Consider the following 16,973-nt stretch of genomic DNA (forward strand, 5'->3'; position numbering starts at 1 on the left):
ACATGCAGTGGGAACACGAAGACGGATTGCGCGGCGCCAATCGCCGATTTCGGATAGCCAAGGTCGACGACACCGGTACCCAGCAGCTCGTCAATCTCAAAGGCCTGAAGAAAGAGGCTCCGGAAGAGGTTTGGCGCCCGATGCCGCACGGCTTCACGTCGAACCCCCCGAAGGATTCCGACGGCTATATGGTCGCGATGGGCGATCGCAGCGATCGCATGCTGTACGTCGACGGCGGCCACAAGAAGCACCGACCGCGCAAGCTGCCGGAAGGTGCCGTCGCCCTTTACAATCACAGCGGCGACATCATCCGTGTGTTCGAGCAGAACCTCGATGTCGTGCACGCCAAGAAGATCAACCTGCAGATCGGCAAGGGCACCGACGTCAGCAGCGAGTCCGGCAGCAAGGATGCCGACAATTCGGGCGCGAAGAACATCTCCATCGTGCTCACCGCCAACAGCATGGTGCTGACTTACGGTAATTCCTCGATCACGCTGGCAGACAACCAGATTACCCTGCAGGGCGTCAACATCCTGGCCAAGGGCAATGTCGATCTCGGCGACGTCGGCGGGCTCGCCGTCGATCGCACCGACGACAATCCGGCTACGAAGGTCAAGGCGGTCTGATGGGCTCGGTACGCATTCGCATCTCCGAAGGGGAGACGCCGCAACCCTCGCTGCTCTGGGACAGCGTCTGGAGCCCGCCCGACGGCTTCGCCGACTGGGCCATCGCGGGCGCGGACGAGGTGCAGAACCGCGGCGGGCTGCAGGCGAAAGCCGCACTGCACACCGCAGTGGTCATCGCGCTGTTCACCGATCGGCGGATGCCCGACGATCATCCGCTTCGCCACCTGATCGACGACGGCGATCCGCGTGGCTGGTTCGGCGATGGCGTCGATATCAGGCCGGAGCTCGGCGAGACCGAGATGGGGTCGCTGCTCTGGGTGTTTGAGCGGTCGTATCTGACCGAGGACATCCGCAAATGGGTCGAGCAAATCGCCTTCGAGGCGCTGGCGCCGCTGATCTTCCAGCGAGCGGCGGTGCGGATAGAGGCTGAGGCGACGGCGCAGTTTGCGGTCAACCGCGTTGATCTCGCCGTGAAGATCTTCGGCCGCGACAACAAGCAGATTTACGACTTCCGCTTCGAGGATCTGTGGCGGCAGACCGCCCGGACCGACAAGCCGAAGCCCTTCCCGCAATATCCTCCGCTGATCTGACAGGAAACCGCGCATGTTCGTGCTGCCGACGCTCAAGGATCTGATGGAGCGCGCTCGCCAGGAGTTTCGTACCCATTTGAAGGGCACCGATGCCTACATATGGCCGAACAATCTTTATGCGACGGCGAAGGTGCTGGCCGGCCTGACCTTCGAGGTGATGGGCTTTGCGAGTTATATTTCCCGCCAGAAATTCGCGGTGACTGCGCCGGACATCGAAAGCCTGCGGCTGCATGGCGAGGAGTTCGGCATTTCTCAAAATCCGGCGTCGCCAGCAAACGGATCGGTGACGGTCACGGCCCTGACCGCTTTTTCCTTCGACGCCGGGGCGAAGCTGTCGCGCGCGGACGGGGGGCAATATCTGACGCTGGGCGCAGGCAACTTGCCCGAAGGCGGCTCGATCACGGCGACGGTCATTGCCGAAGCCGACGGGAGCGCAGGCAATGCGTCAGCCGGAACGGACCTCGTCTTCGTTTCCGGCTTCACCGGAGATCTTGCTGATGTCATCGCGCAGGCCGGCGAGAATGGCCTGACGCTCGGCTCCGACGTCGAGGATATCGAGAGCTACCGCGCGCGCATTCTATTCCGCAAGCGCAATCCGCCGCACGGTGGATCCGCAGCCGACTATGTCTGGTGGGCAGGCCAGGTGGCCGGGGTCTCCTTCTATGACGACCGGCCGACGGTGTATGTGAACCGCCTGTGGGCCGGCCCCGGCACCGTGCGAGTTTATCCATTGATGCTGGACCTCTACGCCGACGGCGTTCCGCAGACGGCTGATATCTTGAGGGTGCGAGAGTTCATTAGCCAAGTACAACCGGCCGGGGCGTCGGTCTCCGTCGCGGCGCCGGTGCGGCATCCGGTCAACGTGACGATCGGCAGATTATCGCCCAACACCGTCCCGGTGAGGGAAGCCGTGCTCGCCGAACTCAGGGATCTGTTCAGGCGCCGGGCCCGCGTCGCCGGCACGGATGTTCCGGTGGCCAACATGCCGTACTTGGCGACGCCGTTCGCGTTTTCGCGGTCGTGGATATGGCAGGCGATCGCCGATGCAAGCGGTGAAGACGCCCATGAACTGCAGTGGCCGATACAGGACGTCGTCCTCGCCGCCGGGGAGATCCCGGTGCTCGGCACCGTGAGCTTCGTCTGATGGCGTCGTTTCGATGCCCGACGGTGGAAGAGGTGACGGCAGCGACGCTGGCATTGCTGCCGCGTGGTCGCGCCTGGCAGACGCACGAGACAGGTCCCATGCGTGGGGAGGAACCTGGCTTCTCTATCTCCGGATTTGCGCCGGATGCCTTTTCGACGCGTAGCAGAAAACCCTCGATTTTGTGGGCGTTCTGGCGCGCAGTCGCCGGTGTGATCCACTTCCTGTCGCAGCGTCTGTGCGACCTGCGGCTGGAATTTTGGTGTGCGACGCAATCTGAGACCAACGATCTCTGGCTGCAGGAATACGGTCTGCCGGATGACTGCGACCCGTTCCCTGACCTTTGCCTGAAAGTGGCGGCGATCGGCGGCACGCGCTGCGAATACTACGCGCTGGTGGCCGCGCGAGCAGGGTGGTCAATCGCGTGCACCGAGATCGTCAACTTCTGTGGCACGCGCGTCGGCTCGCGCAGCTCGCAGCCAGGCAAGATGAGGCCCGGCCGGTTGTCGACGGCATCGCTCAGAATCATCGTCAACCTGTCCGAAAGCCCGGCCTGGCGCGGCGGGTCGCGATCGCGGCCGCAGCCGGGCAGCTTCAAGCCCGGGCGCCGGCTGTCGTGCCCGCCCAACATTGCCGTGCTGGAATGCATCCTGGCGCGCGTCGTCCACGCTGAAATCCAGATCAAATACGAGGTCGCATAGATGTCCGATTTTCTTGGTCCCGCAGATGCCGCCAATGCGGTCACGGTTCGTCCGGCAGAAGCCCGTACCTTCTTGAACGACGACACGTGGATGAAGGACTGCACGAGCGAAGATGCCGATGACGGCACCGACGTTCGAGCAAATTGGTTCAATGGCATGATTGCCGTCTCGCGCAATGCCGTCCGGATGAACGGCAAGCTGGCCGACAACGTCACCAACGTGGTGCTCGAGGTTGGCTCCGATGACGACCTCCTGAAAAAGTCGGTGCAGCAATTGGTGCAGCGCGGCCAGCCGCTCTATGGGGTCGACACCGGCGGTCAGGGATCTCTGGTTGTCAGCCTGACCCCGACGCTGCGCGAGTACAAAGCCGGCATGCAGATTGTCGTGAAGGTGTTGAACGATAATCTCGGCCCCTCGCGCATCAACATTGACGGGCTGGGCTACAAGGACATTCGCCGGCGCGGCGGCGCGGCGACGCTGTATCGCGACCTGGTCGCCGGTGACTTGACAGTCTTGCGATATGACGGCGCCGTCTGGCAGGTCGGTGGCGGTATTCAGTTTCCGCGAACGCGGCTTGAAGCCAACCTAGACCTTTACATCGCCACGACGGGAAGCGACGCAAACGACGGCCATTCGCCGGCGACGCCGTTCCTGACGAAACAGGCCGCTTGGAACTACATTGCGAAAAACCTCGACGTGAATGGATACCAGGTTACGATTCATGTCGCGGATGGTACCTACACCGACGGCCTTATCGCGAACGGCGCCCCGGTCGGCCAAACTTTACCGATCTTTTTTGTCGGAAATGACGCAACGCCGAATAACGTACAGGTCAACAGCGGTGTGGCATCATGCTTCAGCGCGGCGAACGGCGCTTTCCTTCGGGTATCCGGCTTCCGCCAGACCTGCGGCGCCAACGTCAGTTGCGTTCAGGCGAACTATGGCGGCATCATCTATCTCGGAAATCCGACGTCCGGCGGCGGAAACGTGTTCGGCCCCTGCGGCTCTGGTAGTGCACATATCAGCACATCGGGCGGTTCGGTCTATCTGGATTATAACTACTACATCACCGGCGGGGCCGGATATCACTTCTACAACGTCGCCGGCGTCATCACGAGCGGCGCTGCAATAACCTGCTTCATCACAGGAAACCCGGCGTTCACCACCTTCGTGGCCGCGACCGGAAACACCTCTGCCATCGGTTCAATTAACATCGTTTGGAACATCACCGGCGCCGTCACCGGCGTGCGCTACGCGGTCAACCTGAACGGCGTCATCAACACTCAGGGTCAGGGACCAAACTACTTCCCCGGCAACGCCCCCGGCACAGTGTCCAACGGCGGCCAGTACGTATAAAGGGGAATTCGGAAATGGCCATCAAGCACAAGCGGACATCGGCGCGCGCGCACAATAATGACCCGGGCGCGATCCAGCCGGAAGACTGGAACGACACCCATAGCGTCGAAGGTCTGCTGGGCGCGCTGCTCGACATGGCCGCGACGCCCGGCACAATGCCGTATATCAAGGCCGACGGCACCGGCGGTGCCGTACTGACAACCGACGTAGGCCGCGCGTTGTTGAGCCTTGTGGCGCTGTCCGACTTGCTGGCATTGCTAAACGCCGCCCCGACCGATAGCCCGCTCTTCACCGGCAACGCTCGCGCGCCAACGCCGGCGCCGGGCACGAACTCGACCGCGATATCGACCACGGCTTTCGTGCAATCCGCCATCGCGGCGCTAGTCAATTCCTCGCCGGCCACCCTCGACACGCTGAAAGAGCTGGCCGACGCCATCGGCGACGACCCGAACTTTGCCGCTACCATGGCGACGCTGATCGGCACGAAGCTGGCCAAGGCTTCGAACCTGTCCGACTTGGCGAACGTCGCGACCGCGCGGACGAACTTGGGGCTGGCGCTAGTTGCGGCCTCCGGCACCTACGCGGACCTTTCCGGCAAGCCGACGCTCGGCACCGCGGCGGCGCTGGCCGCCGGAACGGCTGTCGGAAACTTGGTCCAAGTCATCACCGGCGGCAAGCTGCCGGTACTCGATGGTTCGAACCTGACGGGCGTTGTGTCGGCCGGCTCGGCTCAAAAATCCGCGAACCTGTCCGACCTCGCCAACGTCGCGACGGCCTTGGCGAACCTCAACGGCGAGCCGAAGACCATAGCGAAGAGCCTCGCGACGTCCGGATACATCAAGTTCGGTAACGGCCTCATCCTGCAGTGGGGCTTCAGCACAAATCTGGGCGTTCCTACCGGCATTTCGTTCCCGGTGACGTTTCCGACCGCATGCGCTGCCGTCCTGTGCCAGTTAGAGGGCTCGACCACCGCCAACGTCATCGCCGGAACCGTTGACCTCCGGTCGGCAAGCGGTTTCCAGTTGTACCAAACATACACCCCCGGAGGCACGGTCGGAGCCTCCGGCAACTCCTTCACCTGGTCTGCGATAGGGTACTGAAAATGACAGGAGCAGTTCAGATTTTCGCCAAGCTTTCGGCTGCCGGGCTGCCGCTGGCGTTCTACAGGTCCGACGTCAACGACGTCGCGACCATCCCGTCCGAGTGCATCGAACTGTCCGACGCGCAGTGGCTGGAGTTCATCAACAATAACGGACTGCGGAAGTGGTCCGCCGGCGCCGTGGTTGCTTACGAACCGCCGGCTCCGGCGGCACCGGACGCGGGGACGATCGCGCCTCAGCTAATAGCGTCAGCATTGAGCGTCAACATTGTCGACGGAGATGTGGCGAGTGTTGATGGCATCTTCGGTCTAGCCGGGGCGATCTATCTCGGCGTCGGGCAATACATGCTGCTTTTTCTGACATCTCAGCCCGACACAAATTTCTACGCTGTGATCGGCGGCGGCGCGCCATGCATGTCGTCGGCGGAGAAGGACGTCGACTATCTGACCATCACGGCTACTGACGCAGCCGGCGGCCAGCCCGTAGACGCTGCGCAGTTCAACGTTCAAATCTTTAGGATCTAAGCAAGAGGAAAAGGGGAATGTCGATGGGTAAACTTATTTGCGAGAAAGTCGTCAATGGCGAAACGATGCTGCTGAACGTGACCACGGCAGCGGGCGTCGTGCCGACGCTGCTCAAGACCACGCCAGGCGTCGGTAAACCGTTTTGGTACTGGCCCTCCATTCCGGCCGGGTTGGTCATCGCCGCCGATTTCACGAATGCGCCAATCGTCAGCAGCGACAAGGTTGCTAACCAGGCGGCGATGGATGCGATCCAGGTCGAACCCGCCGATGTTCTGACCTATCAGCCGTAGCGCTTCGCCGGTTCGAGACCAGCCGGTCGTGATGAGAGACCGCGGATGCCGGTGGCGGTCTAAGGGCCATAGTCGAACGGATCGAGTTCGACGAATACATAGCCGACAACCAGTCCAACGACGATCGAGATGGCGAGAATGAACAGGGCATTCCTCATCACGGTATAGTGCCGCAGTATCGCAGAAATGGCTAACTGAATGCCGTAAGGGCCATCAGTACCCCTGAGATCGTGGTGCCAATGCCGGCCGCCAGCCCTAACCCGATCAAGAGTCGTTCGAGAATGCACATCGGCCGTTCCCCTGGAGCGGGCTGAGCCTACGCCTGCAGATTCGCGCACCGCAAGAGTCGGATCGCGCAACGCTGACGGCAGCCGAATAATTTGACGTCACCACCACCATGACCGCCCGGAACCTTCGGCGCGGTCGCTTCCGCATGGAGAATTCGCCGTGACCGCATGGCCGAAAGACAACCAGACCGCCAGGAATGCCTTCTACGGCGACCCCGGCAAGGGGCAGATCGCCGCCCAGATGGTGCCTGTCGTGCCGCCGTTCGCGATGTATTATGAGAGCAAGCGGGTCAAGGCAATCCAGTTTCACCGCAAGGCGGCGCCGGCGCTGCTGGCCGCGCTGAACGAGATCTGGGACTACTGCCAGCACGACCAGGCCAAGGTCGATGCGGCCGGCGTCTCGAAATATGCCGGGGCCTACAATCACCGGCTGGTGCGGGGATCCAAGACCAAGTGGTCGAACCACGCATATGCCGCAGCGATCGATCTGAATGCCGGCGAGAACGCGCTGGGCGTTGCCAAGGGTACCATGCCGCAGTTCGTGGTCGACGCCTTCTGCCGGCAGGGCGCGATGTGGGGCGGCTGGTATAGCTCTCGGCCTGACTGGATGCATTTCGAGTTCGTCGACAACGGCGGTCGGCAGCCTAAGTCGCCGCGGCCGGTATTCGGCAAGGTGGCGCGGCTGTTTGATGAGCCCGCGGCAGCACCACAGGATGAACTCGAGGACCGCCCGGAACCGGTGCCTGTCCTCGATGCCGCGCCGGTCGCCGGTGACGTCGACGGCGACCCCGAGCTGTTCTCGGTCAAGAAGCGCCTCCGGGCGATGAACTATAACCCAGGCGTGCAGAGCGGCGTCTGGGGCGGCATGACGGCTGGCGCCATCGCGGGCTTCATCAATGACCGCTCTGGCTTGAACATGCTGGCGCCGACGTCGCTGGAGACGTTCAATGACATCAGGGACGAGCTCAAGGCTGAACTGAGCAAGGCGGAGGGCGAAACGCCGCCTTTTGTCCGGCCGGTCACACCAGCCCGCGCCAACGCCGAGCCGGGCACGGTGGCGGCCGTGGCGCCCGAGGTCGTGCCTGCCAAGCGCGGCTTCGTCGCCGCGGCCTGGGGCTCGGTTCTGGCCTTCCTGTCGGCGGTCTGGTCGACGGTGAGCGGCTACGTCGGACAGGCGTGGGACTGGTTCACCGGCAACAAGGACAGCCTGCCGACCGATCCCAGCTACGTCAGCACGGCGTGGGGCTATGTCCAGCAGGTGCCGGGCCCGGTGTGGGGGTTCGTTGCCGCGGCCGGCCTTGGCTTCATCGCGTGGAACGCCTTCAACAGCGTCCGCATCAGCACCGAGTCCGTGAAGACGGGGGCGCGGCAATGATCAATACAGCCTTCGTTGTCCTGACGTGGCTGGTCGGTCTCGCCGCCACCTTCGGACCCGTCGCCGTGATCCTAGGCCTTATCTTCGTGCCGGCCGTGGCCGTGCCGCTCATCTCGTCGATCGCCAAGCGCTTCCTTGAATGCGTCTGGTGCATCGTCGCCGTGGTCGCACTGCTGATGTGCGTCGGCTCCTATTGGGTCGGTTACTGGGATGCGGCAGCCGACTGCCGTGCCGGCGAGCTCGAGGCGAAGCTGCGCAACGCCCGCATCGATGCCGAAGTCGCCAAAAAATCTGCCGACGATGAATTCCAACGCGCCGGCCAAATCGAGGCCACGGCCGAAGCCCGACAGAAAGATGACCATGATTACATCACGCATCTCGAAGCTCGCCCTTCCTGCAATCTTGATGACAACGATCTTGGGCGGGTGCCAAACAACCAATCCAGGACCCGCCGCGCGAAGCCTGCCACCGGTTCCCGGTAGGCTGATGAAGCCCGTCGCTGTGCCGGCACTTTACAAGGGGCAGGATGCCCGCGCTGCTCTCCGCCTGACGGGAACGGCGCTGGTCGAAGCTAACTCTCGCCTGTCGGCGTCGGCCGGCTGGTACGAGGGCGTTCGGAAGAGCTACGGCGCGCCATGAGAACCGCTTTGCAAAGCCTCGCAGATCGTACCGTCGAGTGGTTTTCCTCGCTGGTGATGATTGCGTGGGGTGCCACGCTGTCGTTGCCTGGCGACCTGCTGAATCAGCCGGGGTTCGTGGCGTTCAACCGCTTCGGCATGACCGAGTCGTTCTGGGCGTTCATGTTCACGGTGATCGGCGTTGGCCGGCTGATTGCCCTCTACATCAACGGCCGCTGGCCGCGCTCGCCGCATATCCGCATGTTTGGGGCGCTATTCGGAACTCTTTCATGGGGCCAGGTTAGCTGGCTCCTCTATCAGGCATCGGCGATCAATGGGACGCCGATAACAACTGGCTGCGCGGTCTACGCATTGCTTGCTGCCTTCGAAATCTTCTCGATGAACAGGGCGGCTTTTGATGCTCGGTATCACCACCCCTGATGCTATCGCCTTTGGAATGATGGTGCTTGCCGGGCTTGCGGCATGGCGCGGGGTCTCCCAAGGCGATGCAGCGAGAAAGCAAGCAATCCAGTCGGCTCCGATGGTCAATATCGCGACCGGGATCGTCGAAGCCAACCAATTCAGCGACTATATGAAGGCGATCGATAAGCTCGCCATCGCGCTGACCAATCATGCCGCGGCGATGGATCGCCAGCATGAAGTGAAGCACACGAACGCCTTGGAGCGTCTGGCCGAGAAGGTCGATGACGCCCTGAACGCCCGCGCTGAGCACCCGCACCGGCGCAGATAACCCCAGGAGACTTCATGCCCCGCATCTTCTACGTGGCAGCTTTGCTGTGCGCGCTCTTTGCCATGCCTGCTCGAGCTCAGGACTTCCTCGTTGGCGTCGTCTCGATCGACGTCACCATGACCCGCGACCGAGGCGAAACCTGCATTGCCAGTCAGTATGGGGTAGGGGACGGCTACCACGGGCGCCGGACGGCCTCTGGCGAGCGGTTCAATACCTATGCACTGACCGCCGCGCATCGCACCAGGCGCTTCGGCAGCCACGTCAAGGTGACGAACATGGCTAACGGCCGGTTGGTCGCGGTCCGCATCAATGACCGCGGCCCGTTCGTCCGCGGCCGCTGCATCGATCTGAGCCGCGCGGCCGCCAATGCGATCGGGATGGGCGGCACGGCGCGGGTGAGGGTGGATTGATCTTCTGGTGCTGCCTGGCGGCCTCCGCAGTCGAGGTCGCGCTGATCGTGCTGCTGATCACCCGGGCTGACTGGCTCGACCGCAAGACAGAAAGCCCGCGACCGGTCCCCCGGCGCGGGCTTTTTCGTTTCAGGTCCCGGCGCGACGGCCGGTGATGTGCTTGGTGTGGGCCATTGTTTCGCCGTGGGATCAGGCATCGAACGTTTCGCCGCATCGGCATTTGACCGGCCCTTTGCCCAGCTTGTCCCGGTAGCCGGCGGCCCGCAGAGCGTACTTATTGGCGATCCATTACTGCTGGCGTCGTATCTCGGACAGCAGGCAGGATCACCGGATGGGGGCCATTCGCCATGCCAAGAGGTATTATCCCGTCGGACGATTTAGGACTAGGTAAAAGGCATAATCTGAAAAAGCGCGTGATGGGATCGACGACGACCGTGTGAAGTGCAATTCCGCCGAGGAGAGCCACGGCGGGCGCCACCACGACCGTCAGTTGTTCAAAGCCGGTGCCCTTCGTCAGCTCACGCAATACCGACATGATAGGAACATGGAAGATATAGATCGCGTAGCTCGCGTCCCCGAGAAGGACGCAAAGCCTGTTTCGGAAAAAGTCTTGACGCTCGAATTGGAGCACGCCGATGATCAGCAGCAGGCTCGCCACTCCCCACGTCAGCGGTCCGGAAGGGCCGTGAAGGTTAGAGTAGAGAGACGCCGCGAAAAGAGCGAAGCACAAGTATCCTAGCCGCGGGTTGTCCGCATCGATCCGATCGATGACGGTGGCAACGCCGAGGCCGAACGCAAATTCGAGAAAGCGCGCCGTCCCAAGGTAGCCTCCCCCAGACTGAATAGTCAGCGACGAAAACGCTGCAACGGCTAAGATCGCGACAATCCGGACGTGACTTTTGAAAAGCGCCAAGATCACGGCGTAGATGGCGTAAAAGCCCATCTCGTAACTCAGCGTCCATCCAGGGAAGACGATCGGAAAGTAGTTATTTCGGAACACCGACGTGAAGGTCAGCGAGGCCCAAAAGTCAATCCATGGCGGCATCTGCTTTATTTGAATGAGAAATAAAAACATCGCCACTGTGGCAAGTAAATAGACAGGAACGATCCGTATGAAGCGCTTCAGGGCGAAGCGGACAACTGAATCTCCGTCCTTCGTCGACAGGCCGATCACGATGCCGCTGATGATGAAGAAGATGTCGACGCCGATGTCGCCGGGGTTAATCTGTGTCTTTGCAAGGCCAAAGACATTGCTAGTGTGGCTGACCACGACAATCGCGGAGGCAAAAAACCGCAGCAGATGTACTGAATATAGCATTATCTAGACCTCAAAGGTCTCCAACGTGTGCCTGAACTCCATAAATTTTGTCAAGGCGTGATCGCGACCGTGACGCCAAGAAGACAGCGGAACGTTTCGCGAAATGGATGCTGCCCGCTGCGGCCTGCGTCTCGGGCCTCGTCAGACGCATCCCAAGCGGCTCTGAGCTCTGCCATGGCATCCTCGCGCGATGCGGCGCGGCCAGTTTGTCCAGGTGACGACCATTGCCATAACTCCCGCAGGTGGGCGCCTGCCCGCTTGCTCACGCCGCCGACGTCGAGTTCGAAGCCGTATGACATCGGCAGGATGACGCGGAACTCATCGGGATAGGCCGTGACGACGGCGTTGCGGCGCAGGAGGAGGGTAGGCATGCCGGCAGTTTACCGGCCAGTGCCGACGCGGGCAATGATGGCCCCAGAGTGCGGAGAGGAGAGTTCGACCGTTAACAAAGACTGCAACTTACGGTATAATGGGCCTGACGCATGTGCCATTCTGGCAGCGGAATCGCTGGGGAATGCAATGGCACGGCCTACACCATATCTTTTTTGCCGCTACTTAGTAACCGATGACGAGGTTGGCACCACTCCTGACGAGGAGTGGGCCATGCTCGAGCAAGTTAGAGGGCGGCCAATCGCTTACCGTGTCCGCGAACCGACGGAGAGCGATATGGACACATTTTTGATGCGTCCCCGAGCAAAGACTGCCTTTGGGCAGACAGTTCACACCTGGGAAGTTGCTCAAGACGTAAAGTTTCGCGAGAAAATGCGCTATGATCGCCGAACAGACGAGGTGGCAGAGGAGATGGTCGAGACTGACGAAATTCGTCTGACCAAGTTCATCGCGATCCCGCGGTTGGGCGTGTTTGCTGTTGACGATACGCTGAGTGAACGATCGCTGGGCGCTAAGTCCGCTGTCTCGCGTTTTCGGTCCATCTTTGAGCAATTGCTTGATGATGTCGAGGTCACCGTGAATTTTGCTGGCACTCCGCAGGATGCCCAACGCGCTCTCGATACGTGGAAGCTTGAGCAATTCAGCTTTACGGTAAGACCGTTCAATCCCACGGTCCGGAAGTTGGGTGAGAAGATCCACGAGTTGATGACAAACGATCATGTTGGTGACCTGCCTCTGAACTTTCATCCAGTTGCGATTAGAGCCTCGGCGGATGTTACGCCGTTCGGCGCGGGGTGAGCAACGTGCGATCGGCGAAGCTGGTCAGGGTTGCGCAGCCGATCGCACGTTGCGGTGAGGGTGGCGGCATAGGCCGCAGGCGTCAGGTAACCCAGCGAGGAATGCGGGCGTTGGCTGTTGTAGTCGTCGGCCTAATTCTCAATCCGGGAACGGGCGTGGTCGAGGCCGAAGAACAGGGTTTCGTTGAGCAGTTCATCCCGCATCCGGCCGTTGAAGCTTTCACAGAAGCCGTTCTGCATCGGCTTGCCCGGCGCGATGAAGTGCCAGGCGATCTTGTGGTTCTCCGACTAGGTCAGCATCGCGTTGCAGGTGAACTCGGTGCCGTTGTCCGAGACGATCATGCCAGGCTTGCCGCGGCGCTCGATCAGCGCCGTCAACTCGCGCGCCACCCGCCGTCCCGGGATCGAGGTGTCGGGGATCGCCGCCAGGCATTCCCGGGTCACGTCATCGACGATGTTCAGGATCCGGAAACGGCGACCATTCGCGAACTGGTCGTGGATAAAATCCAGCGACCAGCGGGCATTCGGCCGAGCCTCGACGAGGATCGGCGCCCTTGTGCCGACCGCGCGGCGGCGAGCCCGGCGCTTGCGCACGCCAAGGCCTTCCTCCCGATACAGCCGGTAGATCCGGTTCAGCCCGGACGGCTCGCCCTGTTGCCGCAGCAGCACGAACAGCCGACGATAACCGATGCGTCGGCGAGCATTAGCGAGATCGCGCAGTTGCTCCCGCAGTTCGGTATCCGGCGCCCGGCACGACCGGTACCGAATCATCGTGCGGTCGGCGCTGACGATCGAGCAGGCCCGCCGCTCTGACAGGCCCAGTTCGGCCTGCAGATGCGCGACAGCCTCGCGCTGGGCGGCGGGCCCTACCATTTTTTTGACAGAAGCTCGCGTAACGCCGCCGCGTCCAGCATCTGCTCGGCCAACAGCTTCTTTAGCTTGGCGTTCTCGTCCTCGAGCTGCCGCAGCCGCTTGGCCTCCGAGACGTCCATGCCACCGAATTTGGCCTTCCAATTGTACAGCGTCGCTTCCGAAACGCCGTACTTGCGCGCCAGATCGGCGGCCTTCGCCCCCGCCTCATGCTCCCGCAAAACACCGATAATCTGTTCTTCCGTAAACCTGGCTCGCTTCATCTGTCCGTCCTTCAGAGGGCCGGACTCTAACTTCAACTGGAGGAAATCGGCAGGGGCAGGTCAGTCCACTCGATTTTGCTGTTTTCACCCACGCGCTGAATCTCCTTGACCGTTGGAAAGAGGGCCGCGATCCGCATTAACGACCGCGGCCCCTTCGTGCGTGGCCGGTGCATCGACCTGTCGCGCGCTGCTGCAAACGCGATCGGCATGGGCGGCACGGCGCGGGTGAGGGTCGATTGACTTGGTGGTGGTGCTTGGTGCTGGCGGCCTTTGAGGTCGTCGGCATCTTGGCGCTGCTCAGATGAGTCGAATGGTTTGATGGTCAGTCACGTCTGGCACGCATTATGCTTTCCAACTAAAGCCCATATGGGCGTTTCCTCCCAGACTTTGCCGCGTCATCCTCGGGGTGGCGCGGCTTTTTTCGTTTTGCGGACCTGCTATGCTCCTGCCATGTGGAAGTGGACCATCAAGTTCGACAAGGCGTTTGAGATCCCGACCTACCGGGTGAAGGCTGATGGCCTGATTGTAGGGACGATCCGGAAACTCGGGACCGAATGGTCCTGGGAGGTCGCTTTTCCGGGACAGACGATGCCGGACGAATGCCGCGGGACGCGGCCGACCCGGGATGAATGTCAGGAAGCGATCAGAGAAACCGTCCAGGCTTTGACCAAGGGAATGTCCCGGGATGAGGCGATAGGGATGATCGTGAGCGGCATATACCTGAGGTAAGCGAGGGCGGGCCGTGCGTCTTTGCCCAAGAGCGAGGCGCTATTTTGAACTGGTCTGTTTCCCGACCGTAGTGGCCTAGATTGAATTTGGCAGTGGCCTAGTTTGAAAAGTATCGGTACGCGATCCAGCCGACCGCGACAGTGGACGCTATCCAGATTATCACAATGACCGCTACAGCACCCCGGCTCACAGGCCGTTCTTGCGCAGCTTCCGCCAGAGCGCGGTGCTCCGCCATGATCCCCGGCGGGATCATTCGTACGACAAGGGCGATTCCAAGTGGGACGATAATCAAATCATCCAGATATCCGATGACCGGGATAAAATCTGGAATTAAATCGATTGGTGAAAGAGCGTAGCCCGCGACCGCGATTGCCAGCCCCTTCGCATACCATGGGACACGCGGATCACGCGCCGCAAGATACAATGCGTGCGCGTCTCGCTTTAAAGTTTTGGCCCATATTTTGATCGATGCAAGCATGTAAGACGACTCAGTTGGTGTCAGCTGCTGCCGGTTCAATGGGCGCGATGATGGAAGCTCACGACGCAATCATGGCGGCAAACCGCACCGCTTGGCCCGCGCCCTCGGCATCAATGACCGCTGGCCGGTCTCGCTCGATGATGCAGAAACTTCAAATGTCGTCGGGCGGTCGGACAATCCATGGACCGCGCTTCCGGCGCACATGTCTGCCGTAGATGCGACAGAAGACTGCAGCGACGATCAAAACGCCGACTGTGAAAAGTAAAGACCATCCCATCGCTCACCTTATAGCGATGAGCTGGTTGATGAAGATGAATGCCGCTGGGCGGCATTCCCCACCCAATCTTTATTGTCTGTTAACCTAAATTGTCACGCCCGCGCGCTCTCTGCTCAAGAGCGCGTAGTTGCCGGCCCTGCGCGACAGCCATATTGAGCTCAGGCGGTCTGCTGAAGCGGGCGATGGTCCTGATGAAGCTTCCACTGGCGCTCCGCCTCATCGGCTTCGCTGAGCGTTTCCGCATCCCGAAGCAGCCTCGCAATTTGCCAGCCTCGGACGTCGCCTTGTCGGCTTATAGCCAGCAAGCGCAACTCCGAAGACATTCGCGCAAGCTCAGCTCTGCGACCCGCATCGATTTGGCCAGACTTCATTACGCCGCTCCGCCGTGGACGTTGATCTTGCCGTCCAGCCGTCAAGATGCTGCTTCAAACTGATCGGGCTGTCTGTACGGCAGCGTCCATTGAGGGAGGCCTATTTTGCGAGTCTAGGCGATCGACACGCGACGGCGCCGTCTCGAAACGCATCTTGTTCAACACGAGACAAAGCCGCTCGCATTCACGATCTGCCAGCAACGTGAATCCAAAACCGAGCAGGGTTCTTATCTGCGCGGTAAAAGCATGGCCCATTGCCACCTTGCCGTCGGAGGCCCATTCCGCATGCCAACCGACCAGCGTGCGACCAGTGATCTCTGACAAAGGCGTTGCGCCGTGGCGCGCAATAATGCGGCGAAGCAAACCTTCATGGTTCCGGCGGACATGGAACCGGAGCTTGTGGAAGGTTGACAGCGGGTCGGTCTGATATTGCCTCGCGATATCGCCAAGCGTTGGACCCAGGAAAGCGGGCGCAGCCGGCATATCGATCGCTCGGCTCGGCTTTTCCGCTGGCGGGGTCCATACGACAACGTCGCGGCATGTCGAATTCATCTTTTCCATGGCGCGGTTCCCTACCTGGACTTGCGATAGGGGCGAGTGCGCTGGTGAGACGGCACGTAGCGGCCTCCCTCCCGGCGCGCTTGGGCGATCTCACGTGCGGTCAGGTTCAGCGCCTTGCGCAGGCGGAACTTGTGGCGGGTATCAGCCGGGCTCTGCAGATGCTCCAGCTGGCTCACCGAGGTGCTGGCGCGATGAAAAAAAACCGGGTTGCGCGAATTTTCGGCGCGAAAGGCGATCAGGTCTCGACGTGTGGCTTCAAAACTCATGACGCTACTCACTCTGTTGTGTGGTGGACGCACGCTTCTTTCATCAGCCCGGGAGTTCCCGGTCTCTGTGCCGATGCAGAACTTCTTGATTGAGAAACGGCCGCTGGATGCGGTCAAACCGCCCGATCGGCGGGTAAAAGGTGCGGGGGGCAGCGAAACTTTCGCTTTTCCACCAAAGGCTGCCGATTTCCCGCACTTTGCGGCAAGCCGTTGATTACGCTGGAAAGTTCCACACCCTCCGAGCGCACCAAAGTACCTCTAAGCATCTGATTTTGTTGTGTTTTTATGGTCTTACCTTGGAGGGTAAGACCATGGGATTTCAGGAGTCGGGCCGGTCGATGGTGCTGATTGCTGCCGCGGCAAGGTGCCGCCGGTTTGCCAGGCGCGACCCGCGGCGGCTTCGGCGACAGTGCCTTCACCATGCCAAGCCGGGCGAACTCGCCTGGTCCGCCCTTGTCGGCGGCGAGGAGCAGGCAGTCCATCGCCGTCTGCCAGGCGGGCTCGGCATGCGTCTTGGCGGGTAGGGCGGTGATGAAGGCCCCGGCGTCACGCAGCGTCACCAGCGGCTTTCGCTTGGGCACGGGGATCGGCTCGGGAAACCTGAGATCCCACGATATGACGCAACTCCGACGCAAGAGAACCGCGATTCAAGCGCGATCGGCTGGATTCGTTCCTGGCTGCCATCAGCGTCCAAAGTAACGTGGGCGAATTGCTTCGACCTCTAATGCCACCGCCACAATCACCCGATGCCAGTGGAGAAGTAGGACGGTAACATTGAACTTATTTATCGATGTTGTGGAACACGGACACAGCGGTTTAGGACCACTTCAAAAGTTGGCGCGCTGTTTAATGTCTTGTTAGATATTGTTAGTACTGATTAATGGA

Annotated in this window: 23 protein-coding genes and 2 pseudogenes; 18 read left to right on the top strand and 7 right to left on the bottom strand. The window is 61.2% G+C overall.

Annotation, left to right across the window (positions count from 1 at the left end):
* The first annotated feature begins 2 nt into the window (after positions 1-2).
* From FNL56_RS13445 to FNL56_RS13510, 14 genes are all read left to right on the top strand, one after another.
* Positions 3-626 carry a phage baseplate assembly protein domain-containing protein gene (locus tag FNL56_RS13445; protein WP_143582070.1) on the top strand — a complete coding sequence of 208 codons (624 nt, stop codon included), beginning with the start codon at positions 3-5 and terminating at the stop codon, positions 624-626.
* Entirely contained in the window at positions 626-1,216 is a 591-nt protein-coding gene (locus FNL56_RS13450; RefSeq protein WP_143582071.1) for a phage GP46 family protein, read from the top strand. Before FNL56_RS13445 ends, FNL56_RS13450 begins: the two co-directional genes overlap by 1 nt.
* 13 nt (positions 1,217-1,229) lie before the next feature.
* On the top strand, positions 1,230-2,360 hold the full coding sequence (locus FNL56_RS13455; protein WP_143582072.1) for a baseplate J/gp47 family protein: 1,131 nt from the start codon (positions 1,230-1,232) through the stop codon (positions 2,358-2,360).
* Positions 2,360-3,058 carry a hypothetical protein gene (locus FNL56_RS13460; protein ID WP_143582073.1) on the top strand — a complete coding sequence of 233 codons (699 nt, stop codon included), beginning with the start codon at positions 2,360-2,362 and terminating at the stop codon, positions 3,056-3,058. Before FNL56_RS13455 ends, FNL56_RS13460 begins: the two co-directional genes overlap by 1 nt.
* Complete coding sequence (locus FNL56_RS13465) at positions 3,059-4,414, top strand: hypothetical protein (RefSeq protein ID WP_143582074.1); 1,356 nt, start codon at positions 3,059-3,061, stop codon at positions 4,412-4,414.
* Positions 4,415-4,428: 14 nt separating this feature from the next.
* The gene (locus tag FNL56_RS13470; protein WP_143582075.1) at positions 4,429-5,514 is read left to right on the top strand and encodes a gp53-like domain-containing protein; all 1,086 of its coding nucleotides are present in this window, start codon (positions 4,429-4,431) and stop codon (positions 5,512-5,514) included.
* A gap of 2 nt (positions 5,515-5,516) precedes the next feature.
* The gene (locus FNL56_RS13475) at positions 5,517-6,038 is read left to right on the top strand and encodes a hypothetical protein (protein ID WP_143582076.1); all 522 of its coding nucleotides are present in this window, start codon (positions 5,517-5,519) and stop codon (positions 6,036-6,038) included.
* Between the two features lie 17 nt (positions 6,039-6,055).
* Entirely contained in the window at positions 6,056-6,328 is a 273-nt protein-coding gene (locus FNL56_RS13480) for a hypothetical protein (protein WP_143582077.1), read from the top strand.
* A gap of 447 nt (positions 6,329-6,775) precedes the next feature.
* The gene (locus FNL56_RS13485; RefSeq protein WP_143582078.1) at positions 6,776-7,990 is read left to right on the top strand and encodes a M15 family metallopeptidase; all 1,215 of its coding nucleotides are present in this window, start codon (positions 6,776-6,778) and stop codon (positions 7,988-7,990) included.
* Positions 7,987-8,472, top strand: a complete 486-nt coding sequence (locus FNL56_RS13490; RefSeq protein ID WP_143582079.1) for a hypothetical protein — start codon at positions 7,987-7,989, stop codon at positions 8,470-8,472. The genes FNL56_RS13485 and FNL56_RS13490 overlap by 4 nt, the downstream gene beginning before the upstream one ends.
* A 4-nt stretch (positions 8,473-8,476) precedes the next feature.
* Positions 8,477-8,629: a hypothetical protein gene (locus FNL56_RS13495; RefSeq protein ID WP_246661650.1), complete on the top strand. Its 153-nt coding sequence runs from the start codon at positions 8,477-8,479 to the stop codon at positions 8,627-8,629.
* Positions 8,626-9,048 carry a hypothetical protein gene (locus FNL56_RS13500; RefSeq protein WP_143582081.1) on the top strand — a complete coding sequence of 141 codons (423 nt, stop codon included), beginning with the start codon at positions 8,626-8,628 and terminating at the stop codon, positions 9,046-9,048. The genes FNL56_RS13495 and FNL56_RS13500 overlap by 4 nt, the downstream gene beginning before the upstream one ends.
* Positions 9,026-9,358, top strand: a complete 333-nt coding sequence (locus FNL56_RS13505) for a hypothetical protein (protein WP_143582082.1) — start codon at positions 9,026-9,028, stop codon at positions 9,356-9,358. The genes FNL56_RS13500 and FNL56_RS13505 overlap by 23 nt, the downstream gene beginning before the upstream one ends.
* Before the next feature lie 116 nt (positions 9,359-9,474).
* Entirely contained in the window at positions 9,475-9,768 is a 294-nt protein-coding gene (locus tag FNL56_RS13510; protein WP_246661662.1) for a septal ring lytic transglycosylase RlpA family protein, read from the top strand.
* Positions 9,769-10,042: 274 nt separating this feature from the next.
* Here the strand turns inward: FNL56_RS13510 and FNL56_RS13515 are convergent, their stop codons facing one another.
* Positions 10,043-11,086 (bottom strand): acyltransferase family protein, encoded by a 1,044-nt coding sequence (locus FNL56_RS13515; protein WP_143582083.1) that lies wholly within the window; start codon positions 11,084-11,086, stop codon positions 10,043-10,045.
* A gap of 50 nt (positions 11,087-11,136) precedes the next feature.
* On the bottom strand, positions 11,137-11,457 hold the full coding sequence (locus FNL56_RS13520; RefSeq protein WP_143582084.1) for a hypothetical protein: 321 nt from the start codon (positions 11,455-11,457) through the stop codon (positions 11,137-11,139).
* Between the two features lie 295 nt (positions 11,458-11,752).
* On the opposite strand from FNL56_RS13520, the gene FNL56_RS13525 reads away from it, so the two are divergent.
* Entirely contained in the window at positions 11,753-12,274 is a 522-nt protein-coding gene (locus FNL56_RS13525) for a hypothetical protein (protein WP_210245503.1), read from the top strand.
* On the opposite strand, the pseudogene FNL56_RS13530 reads toward FNL56_RS13525, so the two are convergent.
* Positions 12,220-13,406, bottom strand: a pseudogene (locus FNL56_RS13530) (IS3 family transposase). The gene FNL56_RS13525 and the pseudogene FNL56_RS13530 sit on opposite strands and share 55 nt — an antisense overlap.
* A 123-nt stretch (positions 13,407-13,529) precedes the next feature.
* Here FNL56_RS13530 and FNL56_RS13535 point away from each other — a divergent pair.
* Positions 13,530-13,646: pseudogene (locus FNL56_RS13535) on the top strand (RlpA-like double-psi beta-barrel domain-containing protein); the annotation flags it as partial.
* Positions 13,647-13,856: 210 nt separating this feature from the next.
* Positions 13,857-14,135, top strand: a complete 279-nt coding sequence (locus FNL56_RS13540; protein ID WP_143582086.1) for a hypothetical protein — start codon at positions 13,857-13,859, stop codon at positions 14,133-14,135.
* 97 nt (positions 14,136-14,232) lie between these two features.
* Here the strand turns inward: FNL56_RS13540 and FNL56_RS13545 are convergent, their stop codons facing one another.
* The gene (locus tag FNL56_RS13545; protein WP_143582087.1) at positions 14,233-14,613 is read right to left on the bottom strand and encodes a YkvA family protein; all 381 of its coding nucleotides are present in this window, start codon (positions 14,611-14,613) and stop codon (positions 14,233-14,235) included.
* Positions 14,614-15,072: 459 nt separating this feature from the next.
* Here FNL56_RS13545 and FNL56_RS13550 point away from each other — a divergent pair, with 459 nt between their 5' ends.
* Positions 15,073-15,324 (top strand): hypothetical protein, encoded by a 252-nt coding sequence (locus FNL56_RS13550; RefSeq protein WP_143582088.1) that lies wholly within the window; start codon positions 15,073-15,075, stop codon positions 15,322-15,324.
* Here the strand turns inward: FNL56_RS13550 and FNL56_RS13555 are convergent.
* The 3 genes from FNL56_RS13555 to FNL56_RS13565 form a co-directional block, all read right to left on the bottom strand.
* Positions 15,316-15,822 (bottom strand): hypothetical protein, encoded by a 507-nt coding sequence (locus FNL56_RS13555; RefSeq protein WP_143582089.1) that lies wholly within the window; start codon positions 15,820-15,822, stop codon positions 15,316-15,318. The two genes, FNL56_RS13550 and FNL56_RS13555, sit on opposite strands and share 9 nt — an antisense overlap.
* Positions 15,823-15,833: 11 nt before the next feature.
* Positions 15,834-16,088, bottom strand: coding sequence for a hypothetical protein (locus FNL56_RS13560; protein ID WP_143582090.1), 255 nt, complete (start codon positions 16,086-16,088; stop codon positions 15,834-15,836).
* 113 nt (positions 16,089-16,201) lie between these two features.
* Positions 16,202-16,669 carry a hypothetical protein gene (locus FNL56_RS13565; protein WP_210245504.1) on the bottom strand — a complete coding sequence of 156 codons (468 nt, stop codon included), beginning with the start codon at positions 16,667-16,669 and terminating at the stop codon, positions 16,202-16,204.
* Between the last annotated feature and the right edge of the window lie 304 nt (positions 16,670-16,973).

Source organism: Tardiphaga sp. vice304 (genome assembly GCF_007018905.1).
GTDB lineage: Bacteria > Pseudomonadota > Alphaproteobacteria > Rhizobiales > Xanthobacteraceae > Tardiphaga.